This is a genomic window from Streptomyces sp. RerS4, from assembly GCF_023515955.1.
Taxonomy (GTDB): domain Bacteria; phylum Actinomycetota; class Actinomycetes; order Streptomycetales; family Streptomycetaceae; genus Streptomyces.
In genome coordinates, this window is record NZ_CP097322.1 from 2,477,476 (window position 1) to 2,494,662 (window position 17,187).

Genomic DNA, 17,187 nt, shown 5'->3' on the forward strand with positions numbered 1-17,187 from the left:
GACATAAGCCGATCGCCGCGCGTCAGTGTGCCAGAGCCCCCAGCGCCCGCGACACCCCTTCCTCCTTCGGTCCCAGGAACCGGGGTCGCGGCTCGAAGGTCGCGTCCACCGCCGCCTTGCCCGCCGCGAAGACCTCGCGGACGCCGCCGTAGTACCAGGTCGCGTCGTGGACGTCGGCGACGCCGACCCCGTACGACTCCACGCCCGCCGCCTGGCACAGCGCGACGGCCCTGCGTATGTGGAAGCCCTGGCTGATCAGGATCGCCCGGTGCACCCCGAATATCTCCCGGGCCCGCACGCACGAGTCCCATGTGTCGAAGCCGGCGTAATCGCTGACGATCCGCTCCCCCGGCACGCCCCGCCCCGTGAGGTAGGTCCGCATGGCGTCGGGCTCGTCGTACCCGACGCGGCTGTTGTCGCCGGTGACCAGGACGACCTTCACCTTCCCCGCCCGGTACAGCTCGACGGCCGCGTCCAGCCGGTCGGCCAGGTACGGCGTGGGCCGGCCGTTCCACAACCCCGCGCCGAACACCACCGCCACCTCCGCCGCCGGCGCGCCGGCGGTCGTGCGCAGCCGGTCGGCGGCCACCGCGTGCGTCCACGCCGAGGGCAGCAGCGCCAAAACGCAACCAGCCATGACCACCCGCACCGCCCGCCTGCGGGCCCGCACGCTCCTCGGCAGCCGAAGCCGCCACCACGCGCCGACCCGCTTCCCCTCCGACCTCTCCATGACCCGTCCCCCCTCGCCCACACCCACCGCTTACGCAAAAGATCGCGTCGTTCGCACGGGTTGACGAGCCGGCCCCGACCTCCAGTTCCCCACCCCCCTCCTTTCACTCGTACGAATGACCGAGTGAGCAGGCGGAAAACACCCGTCACCCCGCCGCAACGCCCCCGCAACCTGGCCCCCGCAGGATCGATCCATGACGGAGCCGGTGCACCCTCCCGAAGCCCAGACCCTCGCCTCCCCGCCCCCTTCCCCGCCCTCCCCTTCGGCAGCGCGGCCGAGCTGCTGACCCGGATAACCGACCAGCTCGGCACCCAGCTCAGCGGCCTGCGCCCGCCACGCGCCCGGCACCACGGAGCCCTCCCATGCAGCCCACCCTCGTCGCCGTGGCCCACGGCAGCCGCGACCCGCGCGCCCTCCCCACCGTCCTCGCCCTCCTCGAACGCGTCCGCGAGCTGCGCCCGCGCCTCGACGTCCGCCTCGGACACGTGGAGCTGAACGCGCCCCTGCTGAGCGACACCCTGAGCCGGCTCTCCGCCGAGGCCGAGGCCGACACCGACGCCCCCACGCACCCCGACGCGGACCCCCACGCCGTCCTCGTCCCCCTCCTCCTCGGCCGCGGCACCCACGTCAAGCGGGACCTCCCCGCCACCGCCGCCCGTGCCGCCCGCCTGCGGACCCGGGTCGCGGACCCGCTCGGCCCGCACCCCCTGCTGGTGGAAGCCCTGTTCGAGCGGCTCCTGGAGGCCGGCTGGACCCCGGGCACCGCGGTGGTCCTCGCCGCGGCCGGATCACGTGACGCCGACTCCGCGGCCGACACCCGGCGCAGCGCCGCCCTGCTGTCCGAACGGCTCGGCGGGGTGGCGGTGGTCCCGGGCTACGCCTCGGCGGCCGCGCCGAGCGTGCCCGACGCCGTACGCGCGCTCCGGGCCGCCGGTCACCACCGGGTCGCGGTGGCCTCGTACTTCGCGGCGCCGGGCCGGTTCGCCGGCGTCTGCGCGGCCGCCTCGCCGGGGCCCGCGTCCGCCCCGCTCGGCGACCACCCGGCCCTCGCCCGGCTCGTGCTGCGCCGCTACGACCAAGCCCTCGCCATGCGCCGGTACCCGCGCGAACCGGCCATCGCCGCCATCGCGTAACGGCCGGCCGGCCGCCGGTCGCCCGCAATGTCGGCCGCTGCGGTTACCGTCGGAGCATGGAAGGCACCCCGCACGCCCCCGCCTACGACTCCTACGATCCGGCCGCCACCGAGCGCTTCGCCGTCGAGCCCGACAAACGGCCCGGCCGTACCGCCTTCCAACGCGACCGCGCCCGCGTGCTGCACTCGGCCGCGCTGCGCCGCCTCGCCGGCAAGACGCAGGTCGTCACGCCGGGCAGCCGTTCCTACGACTGGGACGCGAGCCCCCGTACCCGGCTGACGCACTCCCTGGAGTGCGCGCAGGTCGGACGGGAGCTCGGCGCGGCCCTCGGCTGCGATCCCGACCTGGTCGAGGCGGCCTGCCTCTCCCACGACATGGGCCACCCGCCCTTCGGGCACAACGGCGAGGAGGCGCTCAACGAGTTCGCCAAGGACTGCGGCGGCTTCGAGGGCAACGCCCAGTCCCTGCGCCTGCTGACCCGACTGGAGCCCAAACGGTTCGTCCCCGACCCGGCCGGCGGCGCCCTCGTCAGCGTCGGCCTCAACCTCACCCGCGCCAGCCTCGACGCCGCCACCAAGTACCCGTGGGCGCGCGGCAGCCATCCCACCGACCCCGATTCGGTGAAGTTCGGCGCCTACGAGGACGACCTGCCGGTCTTCGAGTGGCTACGGCGCGGCGCGCCCGCCGACCGCAAGTGCTTCGAGGCCCAGGTCATGGACTGGTCGGACGACGTGGCGTACTCCGTCCACGACTTCGAGGACGGTCTGCACGCCGGCCACATCGACCCCAACCTCCTGTTCGCCGAACCCGAGCGCAACGCCATCTGGCAGGTCGCCATCGGCCGGTACGTGCCCGCCGACACCGACCCCCAGGAGCTGCGCGAGGCCCTCGACCGGCTGATGGAGGAGGACTGGTGGCCGCACGGCTACGACGGCTCCGCCGTGGCCCAGGCCCGGCTGAAGGACGCCACCAGCCAGCTGATCGGCCGTTTCTGTCTGGCGGCGGAGAACGCCACCCGTGAGGCGTACGGTTTCGGCCCGCTCACCCGCTACACCGCCGAGCTGGTGGTTCCCCGTCAGGCGCGCAACGAGTGCGCGGTCCTGAAGACCGTCGCCGACCTCTACGTGATGCAGCGCGAGGAGCAGGAGCGGCTGCGCGCCGACCAGCGCGTGGTCCTGGCCGAATTGGCCGAGGCGCTCAGCGCCCGCGCGCCCGAGGGACTGGACCCGCAGTTCCGCGCGATCTTCGACGCCGCGCCGGACGACAGGGCGAGGAAACGCGCGGTCATCGACCAGATCGCCGCCCTCACGGACGCCTCCGCCCGCTCCCTGCACGCCCGTCTCACCCGCCGCCCGCGACGCGCCGAAGGGTGAGCCGATCGGGCCACTGCCCCTTCACGCGGCAGGCTGAGTGCGGGACGCTCGCATGTGGTCGCATGTGGCGTAGAGGTTATGAGGAGGCATCAGGTGGTCGACGCACACCAGACGTTCATCATCGTCGGCGCGGGGCTGGCCGGGGCGAAGGCAGCCGAAACGCTGAGGTCCGAGGGGTTCACGGGCCGGGTGATCCTGATCGGCGACGAGCGCGACCATCCGTACGAGCGTCCCCCGCTGTCCAAGGGCTACCTGGTGGGCAAGGAGGACCGGGACAGCGTCTTCGTGCACAAGCCGTCCTGGTACGCGAGCGCCGACATCGAGCTGCACCTGGGCCAGCCGGCCGTCCACCTGGACCGTGACGCCAAGACCGTCCGGCTGGGCGACGGGACCCTGCTGCACTACGACAAGCTGCTGCTGGCCACCGGCGCCGAGCCGCGCCGCCTGGACATCCCCGGCACCGGCCTGGCCGGCGTGCACCACCTGCGCCGCCTCGCCCACGCCGACCTGCTGCGCAAGGCCCTGACCTCGCTCGGCCGCGACAACGGCCACCTGCTGATCGCGGGGGCGGGCTGGATCGGCCTGGAGGTCGCGGCGGCGGCCCGCGGCTACGGCGCCGAGGTCACCGTCGTCGAGCCGTTGGCCACGCCGCTGCACGCGGTGCTCGGCCCGGAGATCGGCCGGCTCTTCACCGACCTGCACAGCGAGCACGGCGTCCGCTTCCACTTCGGGGCGCGGCTGACGGAGATCGTCGGCCAGGACGGCATGGTGCTGGCGGCCCGTACGGACGACGGGGAGGAGCACCCCGCGCACGCGGTGCTGGCCGCGATCGGGGCGGCGCCGCGCACCGCCCTCGCCGAGACCTCCGGGCTGGCCCTGGTCGACCGGGAGCACGGCGGCGGCATCGCCGTGGACGCCTCACTGCGCACCTCCGACCCGGACGTGTACGCCGTGGGGGACGTGGCGGCCGCGCACCACCCGACGCTCGGGACCCGGCTGCGCGTCGAGCACTGGGCCAACGCCCTCAACGGGGGCCCGGCCGCGGCGCGGGCCATGCTGGGGCAGGAGGTCTCGTACGACCGGGTGCCGTACTTCTTCTCCGACCAGTACGACGTGGGCCTGGAGTACTCCGGTCACGCCCCGGTGGGCGGCTACGACCAGGTGCTGATCCGGGGCGACGTGGCCAAGCGCGAGTTCATCGCGTTCTGGTTGTCGGACGGCCGGGTGCTGGCCGGGATGAACGTGAACGTGTGGGACGTCACCGAGCAGATCCAGGCCCTGATCCGGTCGAAGACGCCCGTGGACCGGGACAAGCTGGCGGATCCCAGCGTTCCGCTTTCCGCGTTGACGGGTGGCGAGGGGGCCTGACGGGTTTGTCGGCGCCCGGCCGTAGAATTCACGCGTGGCTGGACGGATCAACGACGACGACGTGAAGGCGGTACGGGACGCGGTCCCGATCGACGCCGTCGTCTCCGAGTACCTCCAGCTGCGCAACGCGGGCGGCGGCAACCTCAAGGGCCTCTGCCCCTTTCACGACGAGAAGTCCCCGTCCTTCCAGGTCAGCCCCAGCAAGGGCTTCTACCACTGCTTCGGCTGCCAGGCGGGCGGGGACACCCTCGACTTCATCATGAAGATCGACCACCTCTCCTTCTCGGAGGCGGTCGAACGCCTGGCCGGCCAGGCCGGGATCACCCTGCGGTACGAGGAGGGCGGCTACACCGCCGGCACCAGCGGCCGCGGCGAGCGGATCCGCCTGGTCGAGGCGCACAAGGCCGCCGCCCTCTTCTACGCCGACCAGCTCGGCGGCGCCGAGGCCGAGATCGGCCGCCGCTTCCTGGCGGAGCGCGGCTTCGACCAGGCGGCGGCCACCCACTTCGGCGTGGGCTACAGCCCGGCCGGCTGGGACCACCTGACCCGGTTCCTGCGCGGCAAGGGCTTCTCCGACAAGGAGCTGATCCTCTCCGGGCTCGCCCAGGACAGCCGCAGCGGCAAGCCCATCGACCGCTTCCGCGGCCGGCTGATGTGGCCGATCCGGGACATCAGCGGCGAGGTCGTCGGCTTCGGCGCGCGCAAGCTGCGCGACGACGACAACGGCCCGAAGTACCTGAACACCCCCGAGACGGCGATCTACAAGAAGTCGCAGGTCCTGTACGGCATCGACCTGGCGAAGAAGGAGATCGCGAAGACCTCCCGCGCCGTGGTCGTCGAGGGCTACACCGACGTCATGGCCTGTCACCTGGCAGGCGTCACCACGGCCATCGCCACCTGTGGCACCGCCTTCGGCGGCGACCACATCAAGATCCTGCGCCGGCTGCTGATGGACAACGCGACCGCCGAGGTGATCTTCACCTTCGACGGGGACGCGGCCGGCCAGAAGGCGGCGCTGCGGGCGTTCGAGGACGACCAGAAGTTCGCGGCGGAGACCTCCATCGCGATCACCCCGGGCGGCATGGACCCGTGCGACCTGCGCCTGGCACAGGGGGACGAAGCCGTGTCCGGACTGGTGGAGTCACGGACCCCGCTGTTCGAGTTCGCGCTGCGGCACATCGTCGCCCGCCACAACCTGGAGAACCCGGCGGGGCGGGCGGCCGCGCTGGACGAGGCGGCGCCCGTCGTCGCGAACATCAAGAACATCGCGATCCAGCACGAGTCGGCGGTCCAGCTGGCGGGGATGCTGGGCATCCGCGACGAGCAGTTCGTCGTCAAGCGGGTCGCGCAGCTGGCCCGCTGGGCCCGCGAGCGCGGCCGGCAGCCCGAGCAGCAGGGGCGCGGCGGCTCCCGTGCGCCCGAGCCGGCCCCCGCGCCGCGGGCCGCGCCCCCCGGCGGTCCCGCCCTGAACCTGCGCAGCCCCGCCCACCGCACCGAGCGCGAGCTGCTGAAGCTGGCGCTCCAGCGACCGGCCCTGGTCTCCCCCGCCTTCGACGCGTACGGGATCGACGAGTTCACCGCCCCGCCCTACGCGGCGGTCCGCCAGGCCATCCAGGACGCGGGCGGCGCGGCCCAGGACTCGGACGACTACCTGATCCGGGTCCGCGAGGCGGCTCCGAACGACACGGTCCGCGCGCTGGTCACGGAGCTGGCGGTGGAGGCCATCCACGCCAAGACGGTGGACGAGGTCTACGCCGGGGTCCAGCTGGTCCAGGTGCGCCTGCGCGCCGTCGACCGCCGGGTCCACGAGATCCAGGGCACCCTGTCCCGCCTGGGCCCGCAGGCCCCGCCGGAGCAGCTCGCGGCGGTCCAGGAGGAGCTGTGGGTGCTCCAGCAGTACGGCCGCCGGCTGCGCAACCGCGGCGCCGAGGGCCTTTGACGCCGGACACCCCCTAACCCTCGACGTGCCGGCGCCAGTCGCCGCCGGTGATCTCCGTGCCCGAGCGGGCGAGGTGGTGGGCGACGGGGGCTGCCGCCAGGTAGACCCAGGCACGGACGCGGCTGCCGTCGGGGCGGACGGCCTCGCGGGCGACCCGGTCGTAGACGTTGTCCGGCCGGTCCGGGCCCGCGTACTCCTCCAGCAGGTCGAGCGCGACCAGCAGTTCGGCGTACGCGCCCGGCGCCGCCGTGATCAGCTCCCCGGCTATCGCGGAGCCGGGCCGGTGGACGGCGTACGGGTAGCCGGGGCCCGCGTAGAGCGCGGCGTCCGGCAGTCGCGCGGGCTCCTCGGCGGCCGTGCGGCCCCGCAGGAACAGGTCGTGGTTGACCTCGCCGGGGAGCAGGGTCCCGTAGACGAAGAACGGCAGCACCTCGGACGCGGATGCGGATGCGGATGCGGACGCGGACGCGGACGCGGACGCGGATGCGGACGCGGATTCTGGCCGATCGGCCGATGTCACGGGCCCTCCCCCGACGAAGACTGGACAGTCGCAGGGCGGGCCGCGCGGCCCGCCCTCCGTGCGCACCACCACGGTACGCACCGGCGTCTCCGACCCGACGCTTGCCCGCCCCATGACGCCTTCGTCCCGCGACTCGACCGCCGCAGCGCCGCTTTGTGCCCCGGTCACGGCCTTGGCCGCGCAGACCGCGGAGCCACCGGGCACGGCGGCGGCGCCGTAGGGACCGGCGGCGACGCCGGCCGGGAGGAGGAACCCCGGCATCCGCCACGCCGGCCGGTCGCCCCGGCGACGGGTTTCACCCGGACGGGGTGGCCGCACACGGATGCCGCATCGGGGCTCTGACGTGCGCGAACGCGCTCCCGACGGGTGGCTCGGGGGCGGATCCGGCGGGCGGTCGGCATGCGGAGTGCGGGGCCGCCGGTTTTCCTCGGAGCACGACCCCGTGTCCTCAGGAGTTCGTCCTCAGGAGTTCCCATGCGCCGCAGCACCGCCCACGTGCTCACCGCCACCGCGCTGACCGCCGCCGCGTTCACCGGCCCGGTCGCCGGAGCGGTCGCCGTCGGGGGCCTGGCCGCGGCGGCCGGTTTCGCGACCGGCGACTTCGCCGTGCTGGAGGTATGGCCGAAAAACGCCGCCAGGGGCGCCGTCGTCACGGTGAGCACCCACGCCTGCGGGCCGGGCAGTCAGGCCGAGGGCGACGCCACCACGGTGGGCGGCGGGCGCTTCAAGCTGCTGCCGAGTACCGGCAAGGGGCAGGTGACGGGGCAGTTCCAGGTGTCGCACCACGTCCGGCCCGGCACCTACGGCATCGGCGCGACCTGCGCGAACGGCAAGTTCGCCACCGGCGACCTGGTCGTCACCGAACGCGGCCCGCAGGGCCCCGTACGGACCGGGGTGGGTGGTGGGACGACCACCACCGACGACCCCCTCTTGATCGCGGCGGGGGTGGCCGTCCTGGCCACGGCCGCCGTCGGCGGTACCTGGCTCATGCGTCGCCGGGCGAGCGGCACGCCGAGCTGACGGGCGCCCACCGCGGCTTCGGCCGCGGTCCGACCGGTACCGTCCCCCGTCGCCCGCCCCGCGAGGTCCCCCCGTTCGCGGGGCCGGGCGACGGCCTTGTCCTCCGTACGCCACGACGAGGAGGCCGCCATGGGAACCTCCGGGCGCACCGGCCGGCTGGTCGCCCTCGCCGCCTGCGTCGGCGTCTGGCTCGTCACCAGCGGCACCGGCGAGACCGTCCGGCCCCCGCTGCCCTCCCCCGCCGAGGCGCTGAGCGCGCAGACCTCGTACCCCGGGAGCATCGCCCCGCTCCCCGGCTCCCCGCCCACGCGGATCCGGATCCCCTCCCTGCGCGTCGACGCCCCGCTGACCGGGCTCGGCCTCGACCGTGACGGCCGGCTCGAGGTGCCGCCGCCCGCGCGGCGCGATCTGGCGGGCTGGTACCGCGACGGCACCACCCCGGGGGCGACGGGCACCGCGGTGGTCGCGGGCCACGTCGACGACGCGAGTGGCCCGGCGGTCTTCTACCACCTGGGCGCGCTGCGGCGCGGGGCATCGATCGAGGTGGCGCGCGCGGACGGACGGACGGCCGTCTTCACCGTCCACGCCGTCGAGGTCCACGACGCGCGGGACTTCCCCGACGCGCGCGTCTACGGGCCTTCGCCACGAGCGGAGCTGCGGGTGATCACCTGCGGCGGCGGTTTCTCCCCGCGCACCGGCTACCAGGGCAACGTGGTGGTCTTCGCCCACCTCACGGGCGCGTACTGAACGCGCTGAACGCGCCGCCCCGCTGTCCCCCGTGTCATCCCCACTGCTCGAAGCCGAGCTTGACGACCAGCGCGCCGACCACCGTCAGCAGCACGCCCCGCACGAAGCCGCTGCCCTTCTTGAGCGCCATCCGGGCGCCGAGCATGCCGCCCGCCAGGTTGAAGGCGGCCATGAGGGCCGCCAGTTGCCACAGCACCATGCCCTGGTAGGCGAACATCGCGAGCGCGCCGGCGTTCGTGCACACGTTGACGATCTTGGCGGTGGCGGAGGCGGTGACCAGGTCGAGGTGGAGCAGCGCGGTGAGGGCGAGGACCAGGAAGGTGCCCGTTCCCGGGCCGATGAGGCCGTCGTAGAAGCCGATGCCCAGTCCGGCGAGGGCGATGGCGAGCAGGACCCGTTGGCGGGAGACGGGCGAGGTGGAGGGGGCGGTGCCGAATCCGGGCTTGAAGATCACCACTCCGGCGACCACCACGAGGACGCCCATGATCAGCGGCCGCATCGCGTCCTTGCTGATGCCGCCGGCGAGCAGGGCACCGCCCATCGAGCCGGCGAGCGCGGCCAGGCCGATGCGGACGGCGAGCTTCACGTCCACCGGGGCCTTGCGGACGTAGGTGACGGCCGCTCCGGTGGTGCCGACGATCGCCACCGCCTTGTTGGTCCCGAGGACGGCGGCGGGATGGGCGTTCGGCAGGCCGAGCAGCAGGGCGGGCAGGAGCAGCAGTCCGCCGCCGCCCACCACCGCGTCGATCCAGCCGGCCGCCGCGGCGGCCACGCAGAGCACGATGATCATGGTCGTTGATATGTCAGGCACGGGCCGACCCTATGGACCGGATCCATGCAGAACCCATCGATCCCCGGAAACTTGCGCAAAGGTTGAGCTTCGCCCGGCGGGCCGCCGGTCCGGGCGGGCGGGGAGTGCCTCACGGGCGCCCGATCCCGGCGCTGAGGTCGGCGTTCCGTCCGGGTAACAGGAGCGATCCCGAGGGGAAACAGCGGGCGCGCACGCTCGTGCCATGACCTCGAAGCAGCGTGTGGTGGTGATCGGCGGCGGCCTGGCGGGCCTGCGGCTCGCCGCGCGGCTGACCGCCTCCGCCTCCGATTCCGCCCCCGACGTGACCGTCCTCGGCGAGGAGACGCACGCCCCCTACAACCGGGTGCTGCTCGCCGAGGTGCTCGCCGGCCGGTACGCCCCCGAGGTGACCGCGCTCCCCGACCCCGGCCCGACCCTGCGCCGGGGCGTTCGGGCGGTGCGCGTCGACCGCGCGGAGCGCGGCGTGCACTGCGACGACGGCTCCGTGGAGCGCTACGACACCCTGGTCCTGGCCACCGGATCGAACCCGGTGCTTCCGCCGCTGCGCGGGCTGTTCGCCCCCGACGGACGGGAACTCCCCGACGGGGTCCACGCGTTTCGCACCATGGACGACTGCCTGGCCCTGGCCGCCGCCGTACGTCCGGGCGTGCGCGCGGTGGTGATCGGCGGCGGGCTCCTCGGGGTGTCGGCGGCCCGCGCGCTGGCCGCGCGGGGTGCGCAGGTCGTCCTCGCCCAGCAGGCGGAGCGCCTGATGGAGCGCCAGCTCGACGCCGACGCGTCGACGCTGCTGCACGCCCACCTGAGCACCCTCGGTGTGGAAATCCACACCCACTGCCGCGTCCGCGGCCTGACCACCGCCCCGCACGCGGACCGCCGCCCGGTCACCGGCGTCGAACTCGCCGACGGCTACCGCCTCGACGCCGACCTCGTGGTCCTCGCCTGCGGCGTGCGGCCCCGCGTCGGCCTCGCCCAGGCCGCCGGGATCGAGGTCCGCAAGGGCGTCGTGGTCGACGACCGGCTGCGCACCAGCGACCCCCACGTCCACGCCATCGGCGACTGCGCCGAGCACGCGGGCCGGGTGTACGGGCTGGCCGGCCCCGCCCTGGAACAGGCCGAGGCCCTCGCCGCGCTCCTGACCGCCACCCCGGACGCCCCCGCCGGGCCCGCCCACGCCGCGCACCACGCCCCGTACACCGGCACCCGCGCCCTCACCCGCCTCACCCTCACCACCGAGGGCACGGGCCACTTCGACCTCGCCGCCTTCGGCGAACCGACCGCGCTCCCCGGAGACGACGTGGTCCGCCTCGCGGACGCCACCCGCCGCACCTACCGCAAGGTCGTCGTCCGCGGCGACCGCCTGGTCGGCGGAGTCCTGCTCGGCGAGCTCTCCACCGTGGGCGCCCTCGCCCGCACCTGGGAGGGCGACGAATCACTGCACGACCTGTTCCACCTGCTCACCGACGACGGAGGCCACTGAGATGACCGAGCCCTTGCCCGCGATCGTGTTGATCGGCCACGGCATGGTCGGCCAGCGCTACCTGGAGGCGCTCGCCGAGCGCGGGGCCACGGCCACGCACCGCGTCACCGTGCTCTGCGAGGAGCCCCGGCCGGCCTACGACCGCGTGCACCTGACCTCGTACTTTTCGGGCAGCTCCGCCGAGGAGCTCTCCCTGACCCCGGACGGGTTCATGGAGCGCCACGGCATCGACCTGCGCCTGGGCGACCCCGCCGAGTCCATCGACCGGGCCGCCCGCACCGTGACCTCCCGCTCGGGGCAGGTGTTCGCGTACGACGTCCTGGTGCTGGCGACCGGGAGCTACCCCTTCGTGCCGCCCGTCCCCGGCAAGGACGCCCCCGGCTGCTTCGTGTACCGCACCATCGAGGACCTCCTGGCCATCGAGGAGTACGCGAAGGGCCGCACGCGCGGCGCGGTCGTCGGCGGCGGGCTGCTCGGCCTCGAAGCGGCCGGCGCGCTCCAGGGCCTCGGTCTCGCCACTCGCGTCGTGGAGTTCGCGCCGCGCCTGATGCCCGTACAGGTCGACGAGGGCGGCGGCGCGGCCCTGCTGCGCACCATCGAGTCGATGGGCCTGACCGTGCACACCGGCGTCGGCACGCAGGAGGTGCTCACCGGCGAGGACGGCCGCGTCAGCGGCATGCGGCTCTCGGACGGCTCCACCGTCGACGCCGACCTCGTCGTCTTCTCCGCCGGCGTCCGCCCCCGCGACCAGCTCGGCCGCGACAGCGGCCTGGACGTCGGCGAGCGCGGCGGAATCGCCGTCGACTCCCGCTGCCGCACCTCCGACCCGCGCGTCTACGCCATCGGCGAGTGCGCGCTGGCCTGCGACGGCCGCGTCTACGGCCTGGTCGCGCCCGGCTACGAGATGGCCGAGACGGCCGCCGAGGACCTGCTCGGCCGCGAGAAGGAGTTCACCGGCGCCGACCTGTCCACCAAGCTCAAGCTGCTCGGCGTGGACGTCGCCTCCTTCGGTGACGCGCACGGAGCCGCCCCCGACAGCCTGGACGTCGTCTGGTCCGACTCCCGCTCCGGCGTCTACAAGAAGCTCGTCGTCTCCCCCGACGGGGTCCTGCTCGGCGGGGTGCTCGTCGGCGACGCGGACTCCTACGGGCTGCTGCGCCCCCTGACCGGGAGCGTCCCGCCCGTCGCCCCCGAGCAGCTGGTGCTGCCGGCCGGACTCGGTCCCGCCGCACAGCTCGGGCCGTCCGCGCTGCCCGACAGCGCGGTGATCTGCTCCTGCCACAACGTCACGAAGAAGGCGATCACCGCCTGCGCGACGCTGCCCGAGGTCAAGAAGTGCACGAAGGCCGGCACCGGCTGCGGCAGCTGCCTGAAGGTCATCGGCCAACTGCTGCCGGCCGCCGGCGACAAGGGGCTGTGCGGCTGCTTCCCGTACACCCGCGCCGAGCTCTACGAGATCGTCCGCACCCGGCGCCTGACCTCCTACCGGGAGATCCTCGACGGCCACGGCCGCGAGGCGGCGCGCGGCGGCGACGGCTGTGAGGTGTGCAAGCCCACCGTCGGCTCGATCATCGCCTCGCTCGCCCCGACCCTGGGGGCCAGCGGCTACGTGCTCGACGGCGAGCAGGCCGCCCTCCAGGACACCAACGACCACTTCCTCGCCAACCTCCAGCGCAACGGCTCGTACTCGGTCGTCCCGCGCATCCCCGGCGGCGAGATCACCCCCGACAAGCTCATCGTGATCGGCGAGGTGGCCCGGGACTTCGGCCTCTACACGAAGATCACCGGCGGCCAGCGCATCGACCTCTTCGGCGCGAGCGTCGACCAGCTCCCCCGGATCTGGGCCCGCCTCGTCGACGCCGGATTCGAGTCCGGGCACGCGTACGGCAAGGCCCTGCGGACGGTGAAGTCCTGCGTGGGGCAGACCTGGTGCCGCTACGGGGTCCAGGACAGCGTCCGCATGGCCATCGACCTGGAGCTGCGCTACCGGGGTCTGCGCGCCCCGCACAAGCTGAAGTCGGCGGTCTCCGGCTGCGCCCGCGAATGCGCGGAGGCGCAGAGCAAGGACTTCGGGGTGATCGCCACGGCGAGCGGCTGGAACCTCTACGTCGGCGGCAACGGCGGGGCCACGCCGCGCCACGCCGACCTCCTCGCCCAGGACCTGTCGGACGCCGAACTGGTGCGCCTGATCGACCGGTTCCTGATGTTCTACATCCGCACCGCCGACCGGCTGGAGCGCACCTCGACCTGGCTGGACCGGCTGGAGGGCGGGCTGGACCACCTGCGGGACGTGGTCGTGCACGACTCGCTGGGGTTGTGCGCCGAGCTGGAGGCGCTGATGGCCGACCACGTCGCGCACTACCGCGACGAGTGGGCCGAGACCCTGCGGGACCCGGAGCGGCTGCGCCGGTTCGTGTCCTTCGTCAACGCGCCAGGGGCCCCGGACCCGACCGTGCGGTTCGTGCCCGAGCGAGACCAGGTCAAGCCGGACCTGACCGTCCTGACCATTCCCAGCGTCCCCAGCGTCCCGAGTGTCCCGACCGTGGAAGGAGCCGTCCGATGACCGTCGAACTGGAGTTGCCCGAGGGCCGGCTGACCGTGTGCGAGCTGTCCTCGCTGGTCCCCGGGCGCGGGGTGGCGGTCCTGCTGCCCGACGGGAGCCAGGTCGCGGTGTTCGTCGACCGCGCGGGGCGCCCGTACGCCATCGCCAACCAGGACCCCTTCACCGGCGCGCACGTGCTCTCGCGCGGGCTGGTGGGCTGCGCGGCGGGCCGGCCGTTCGTGGCCTCGCCGCTGCTCAAGCAGCGCTTCGACCTGGAGTCGGGGCGCTGCCTGGACGACGAGGACGTGGCGGTCCGGACGTATCCGGTGCGGACCGCCGCCGGCGTCGCCGGGCCCGTCGCCGTGCCCGTCCCCGCGCCCGTCCCCGTTTCCGCCTAGCGGTTCAGCCCTGGACCATCGCCGGGTCCATCCACATGATCTCCCAGGTGTGGCCGTCGAGGTCGTCGAAGGCCCGGCCGTACATGACGCCGTGGTCCTGGGCCGGGCGGGGCTCGGTGGCCCCGGCGGCCAGGGCCCCGTCGACCAGCTCGTCGACGGCGGCGCGGCTCTCGGCGCTCAGGCACAGCAGCACCTGGGAGGTGGTCCGCGCGTCGGCGATGGCCTTGTGGGTGAAGTCCTTGTAGCGGGCCTCGGTGAGGAACATGGCGACGATGGTGTCGCTGATCGGCATGGAGGCGCAGTTCTCGTCGGTGAACTGCGCGTTGAAGGAGTAGCCGAGCTTGCTCCAGAACGCCTTGGTCGCCTCCAGGTCCTTCACGGGCAGGTTGACGAAGATCATGGTGGCGGTCATGCCGGTCTCTCTTTCCTCGGTGGTGCTCGGTGGCGCGCCCTGCGGTGTCGGGCGCTTTCGAGAGGTAGACCGGCGGGCCTGCGGAAACTCATCGCGGACGGCGGGATTTTTTCGAAGTTTCTTCCGACGGACACATCAGTGCAGGTCAGAGGGGGTTGCGAGGGTACGTCAGGGGTGCGGCGGAGGCCCCTGGGGCGTGCGGGGCGCATGGGTCCCACGGAAGGCCGCCCCGGTGTGCGGAAGTCGGCGCGAGGAGATTGACCCCACGCCGGTCGCTCCCGCGTCATGAGGTGTTGACGTGACGTCAACTCGACGCCTCTAGGTTCCTCGACGCGTGCGACCCCGCGTCCGACCGGACGCGGGGCCCTCCTCCCACAGGAGTGACCGTGGAACGTCGTACCTTCCTGCGCGGTGCTGTGATCGGCTCCTCGGCCGCCGCCTTCGCCGGCACCCTCATGCACGGAGCCGCCTACGCGGCTCCCGCCCAGCCCGGCGCCGGCCCGTACGGGGCCCTCGGCGCGGCCGACGCGAACGGCATCATGCTCCCCGCCGGCTTCACCAGCCGGGTGATCGCCCGGTCGGGCCAGACCGTCCCGGGCACCTCGTACCGCTGGCACAGCGCCCCCGACGGCGGCGCCTGCTTCGTCGACGGCACGGGCTGGATCTACGTGTCGAACTCGGAGATCAACCCGAGCGGCGGCGCGAGCGCCGTGAAGTTCGACTCCTCCGGCACGGTGACCGGCGCCTACCGCATCCTGTCCAACACCCGGCAGAACTGCGCGGGCGGCAAGACCCCGTGGAACACCTGGCTCTCCTGCGAGGAGGTCAGCCGCGGCTACGTGTACGAGACGGACCCGTACGGGGTGAACGCGGCCGTCCAGCGCCCGGCGATGGGGCAGTTCAAGCACGAGGCGGCCGCCGCCGACCCCGTCCGCAAGGTGGTCTACCTGACGGAGGACGAGTCGGACGGCTGCTTCTACCGCTTCGTCCCGACCACCTGGGGAAACCTTTCCTCGGGCACGCTCCAGGTCCTCAAGGCCTCCACCGCCACCTCGGGGTCCTTCACCTGGGCCAACGTCCCGGACCGCGACGGCTACCCCACCGCCACCCGCAGCCAGGTCTCGGGCGCGAAGAAGTTCAACGGCGGCGAGGGCTGCCACTACGCGAACGACACCGTCTGGTTCACCACCAAGGGCGACAACCGCGTCTGGCAGCTCAACCTGACGACGAACACCTACGAGCTGGCCTACGACGACTCCCTCGTCCCCGGCGGCGCGACCCCGCTGACCGGTGTGGACAACGTGACCGGGTCCTCGTACGGCGACCTGTACATCGCCGAGGACGGCGGCAACATGGAGATATGCCTGATCACCCCGGACGACGTGGTGGCGCCGTTCCTGCGGATCACGGGCCAGTCCTCCTCGGAGATCACCGGCCCGGCCTTCTCCCCGGCCGGTGACCGCCTCTACTTCAGCAGCCAGCGCGGCACGAGCGGCAGCTCCTCCGCGGGCATCACCTACGAGGTCACGGGCCCGTTCCGGGTGTGACGACGGTCGGGGCCGGGTCCGGGGCCGCGTAGGCGCTCCCGGACCCGGCCGCGTCACGACACCACGGCGCCGCCCTTGAGGAGGGCCGCGCCGAGCGGCGTCACGGTGTGCAGGACCGCGTTGCCGTGGCGCAGCGTGGTCACGAGGCCCGCCTCGCGCATCACGCAGGCGTGCTGGCTCGCCGAAGCCAGGGAGACCCCGGCGCGGCGGGCCAGTTCGCTGGTGGTGGCGCCGTCGCCGATGGCCCGCAGCACCACCGAACGGGTGTGCCCGACGAGCTTGCCCAGCGTCCGCTGACGCTGCTCCTCCGCGGGCCGGGCCGCCTCGCCGCCGGCGGCCCCGGAGGCCAGCTGGGCGGCGGCCGGGTAGACCAGCACGGGCGGCAGCTCCGGGTCGTGCAGGGTCACGGCGGTGCGGCGGCAGAAGAAGGACGGCTGGAGCAGCAGCCCGCGTCCGCGCAGCCGTACGTCCCGGTCCACGGGGTACTCGCACTCCAGGACCGGCGCCCGCCAGCGCAGCATCGGCGGCAGCGAGGCCAGCAGTTCGTCGGCGCCCCCGTCGAGCAGGGCCCGGCCGCGAGCGGCCCGCTCGGCCTCTATCTGCGCCTGGATGTGCGTCCAGTAGGGCTCCACGGCGGCCCGGTGGTAGCCGCGCAGTTCGCCGAGGAGCCGCGGCAGGTGTTTGGTGCCGCCGTCCATGAATTCCCGCAACCGGGTGGGCGGTGGCGTCCCGAAAGCCGCGCCGAAGCCGCTGCCGGCGCCCGCGCCGACGAGGGACAGCTCGCGCCGCAGCCGCTCGGGACGCAGCCCGCGCAGGGCGTCGAGGCCCATGTCCCACCCGTACTGGCCCTCGGAGGGCGTCAGGAAATCGGGGAAATAGCCGCGAGCCGGTATCAAGGCACCGAGCAGCCTTGTTTCACTATTCAACCGGCTCCGTGTTTCTGTACGCCAATCACCGAACAGCCGGGCGTCACGCCGGTCTCTTAAGCGGTGAAAACTAAGAATCGTTTCCCACAACGCATCGGGACGCCCTGCCATCCGTACGCGTGCCAGGTCCACTCCAGTGAAATGGATACGAAGCACCGAACCCCCACCTGTGCAACCGCAATCCCCCCGCCCCATGAGTATGCATGCCGTCACACGTGGTCACCACGCCCTTTCGGCCACAGTT

General features: G+C 73.5%; 15 protein-coding genes. 10 read left to right on the forward strand and 5 right to left on the reverse strand.

Translation table 11 applies throughout. From position 1 onward, the window contains the following. Window positions 1–22 precede the first annotated feature (22 nt). The gene (locus M4D82_RS11420) at window positions 23–730 is read right to left on the reverse strand and encodes a SanA/YdcF family protein (protein ID WP_249765944.1); all 708 of its coding nucleotides are present in this window, start codon (window positions 728–730) and stop codon (window positions 23–25) included. 362 nt (window positions 731–1,092) lie between these two features. Between M4D82_RS11420 and M4D82_RS11425 the strand changes: the two genes are divergently transcribed. The 4 genes from M4D82_RS11425 (at window position 1,093) to dnaG (ending at window position 6,543) form a co-directional block, all read left to right on the forward strand. Continuing rightward, the gene (locus M4D82_RS11425) at window positions 1,093–1,863 is read left to right on the forward strand and encodes a sirohydrochlorin chelatase (protein ID WP_502988906.1); all 771 of its coding nucleotides are present in this window, start codon (window positions 1,093–1,095) and stop codon (window positions 1,861–1,863) included. A 56-nt stretch (window positions 1,864–1,919) separates the two neighbouring features. Further along, entirely contained in the window at window positions 1,920–3,236 is a 1,317-nt protein-coding gene (locus tag M4D82_RS11430) for a deoxyguanosinetriphosphate triphosphohydrolase (protein WP_249765945.1), read from the forward strand. Window positions 3,237–3,329: 93 nt separating this feature from the next. Further along, entirely contained in the window at window positions 3,330–4,604 is a 1,275-nt protein-coding gene (locus M4D82_RS11435; RefSeq protein ID WP_249765946.1) for an NAD(P)/FAD-dependent oxidoreductase, read from the forward strand. Window positions 4,605–4,638: 34 nt separating this feature from the next. Next, entirely contained in the window at window positions 4,639–6,543 is a 1,905-nt protein-coding gene (gene dnaG, locus M4D82_RS11440) for a DNA primase (protein ID WP_249765947.1), read from the forward strand. Between the two features lie 13 nt (window positions 6,544–6,556). Here the strand turns inward: dnaG and M4D82_RS11445 are convergent, their stop codons facing one another. Further along, on the reverse strand, window positions 6,557–6,973 hold the full coding sequence (locus tag M4D82_RS11445) for a gamma-glutamylcyclotransferase family protein (protein WP_249765948.1): 417 nt from the start codon (window positions 6,971–6,973) through the stop codon (window positions 6,557–6,559). A gap of 564 nt (window positions 6,974–7,537) precedes the next feature. Here M4D82_RS11445 and M4D82_RS11450 point away from each other — a divergent pair. Continuing rightward, window positions 7,538–8,083: a GVDTG sorting domain-containing protein gene (locus M4D82_RS11450; RefSeq protein WP_249765949.1), complete on the forward strand. Its 546-nt coding sequence runs from the start codon at window positions 7,538–7,540 to the stop codon at window positions 8,081–8,083. Between the two features lie 129 nt (window positions 8,084–8,212). Next, window positions 8,213–8,830, forward strand: a complete 618-nt coding sequence (locus M4D82_RS11455; RefSeq protein ID WP_249765950.1) for a class F sortase — start codon at window positions 8,213–8,215, stop codon at window positions 8,828–8,830. A gap of 34 nt (window positions 8,831–8,864) precedes the next feature. On the opposite strand, the gene M4D82_RS11460 is transcribed toward M4D82_RS11455, so the two are convergent. Further along, on the reverse strand, window positions 8,865–9,641 hold the full coding sequence (locus tag M4D82_RS11460) for a sulfite exporter TauE/SafE family protein (protein ID WP_249765951.1): 777 nt from the start codon (window positions 9,639–9,641) through the stop codon (window positions 8,865–8,867). 202 nt (window positions 9,642–9,843) lie between these two features. Between M4D82_RS11460 and M4D82_RS11465 the strand changes: the two genes are divergently transcribed. The 3 genes from M4D82_RS11465 to nirD are packed head-to-tail and all read left to right on the forward strand — an operon-like array spanning window position 9,844 to window position 14,058. Beyond that, window positions 9,844–11,118 (forward strand): NAD(P)/FAD-dependent oxidoreductase, encoded by a 1,275-nt coding sequence (locus M4D82_RS11465; protein ID WP_249765952.1) that lies wholly within the window; start codon window positions 9,844–9,846, stop codon window positions 11,116–11,118. Between the two features lies 1 nt (window position 11,119). Beyond that, a complete protein-coding gene (nirB, locus tag M4D82_RS11470) occupies window positions 11,120–13,681 on the forward strand; it encodes a nitrite reductase large subunit NirB (protein WP_249765953.1) in 2,562 nt (853 codons plus the stop codon). Then, on the forward strand, window positions 13,678–14,058 hold the full coding sequence (nirD, locus tag M4D82_RS11475) for a nitrite reductase small subunit NirD (RefSeq protein WP_249765954.1): 381 nt from the start codon (window positions 13,678–13,680) through the stop codon (window positions 14,056–14,058). Before nirB ends, nirD begins: the two co-directional genes overlap by 4 nt. A gap of 4 nt (window positions 14,059–14,062) precedes the next feature. On the opposite strand, the gene M4D82_RS11480 is transcribed toward nirD, so the two are convergent. Beyond that, complete coding sequence (locus M4D82_RS11480) at window positions 14,063–14,470, reverse strand: VOC family protein (RefSeq protein WP_249765955.1); 408 nt, start codon at window positions 14,468–14,470, stop codon at window positions 14,063–14,065. Window positions 14,471–14,856: 386 nt separating this feature from the next. Here M4D82_RS11480 and M4D82_RS11485 point away from each other — a divergent pair, with 386 nt between their 5' ends. Further along, window positions 14,857–16,017, forward strand: a complete 1,161-nt coding sequence (locus tag M4D82_RS11485; RefSeq protein WP_249765956.1) for an alkaline phosphatase PhoX — start codon at window positions 14,857–14,859, stop codon at window positions 16,015–16,017. 53 nt (window positions 16,018–16,070) lie between these two features. Here the strand turns inward: M4D82_RS11485 and M4D82_RS11490 are convergent, their stop codons facing one another. Continuing rightward, window positions 16,071–17,099, reverse strand: coding sequence for an ArsR/SmtB family transcription factor (locus M4D82_RS11490; RefSeq protein ID WP_249765957.1), 1,029 nt, complete (start codon window positions 17,097–17,099; stop codon window positions 16,071–16,073). Window positions 17,100–17,187: the final 88 nt, after the last annotated feature.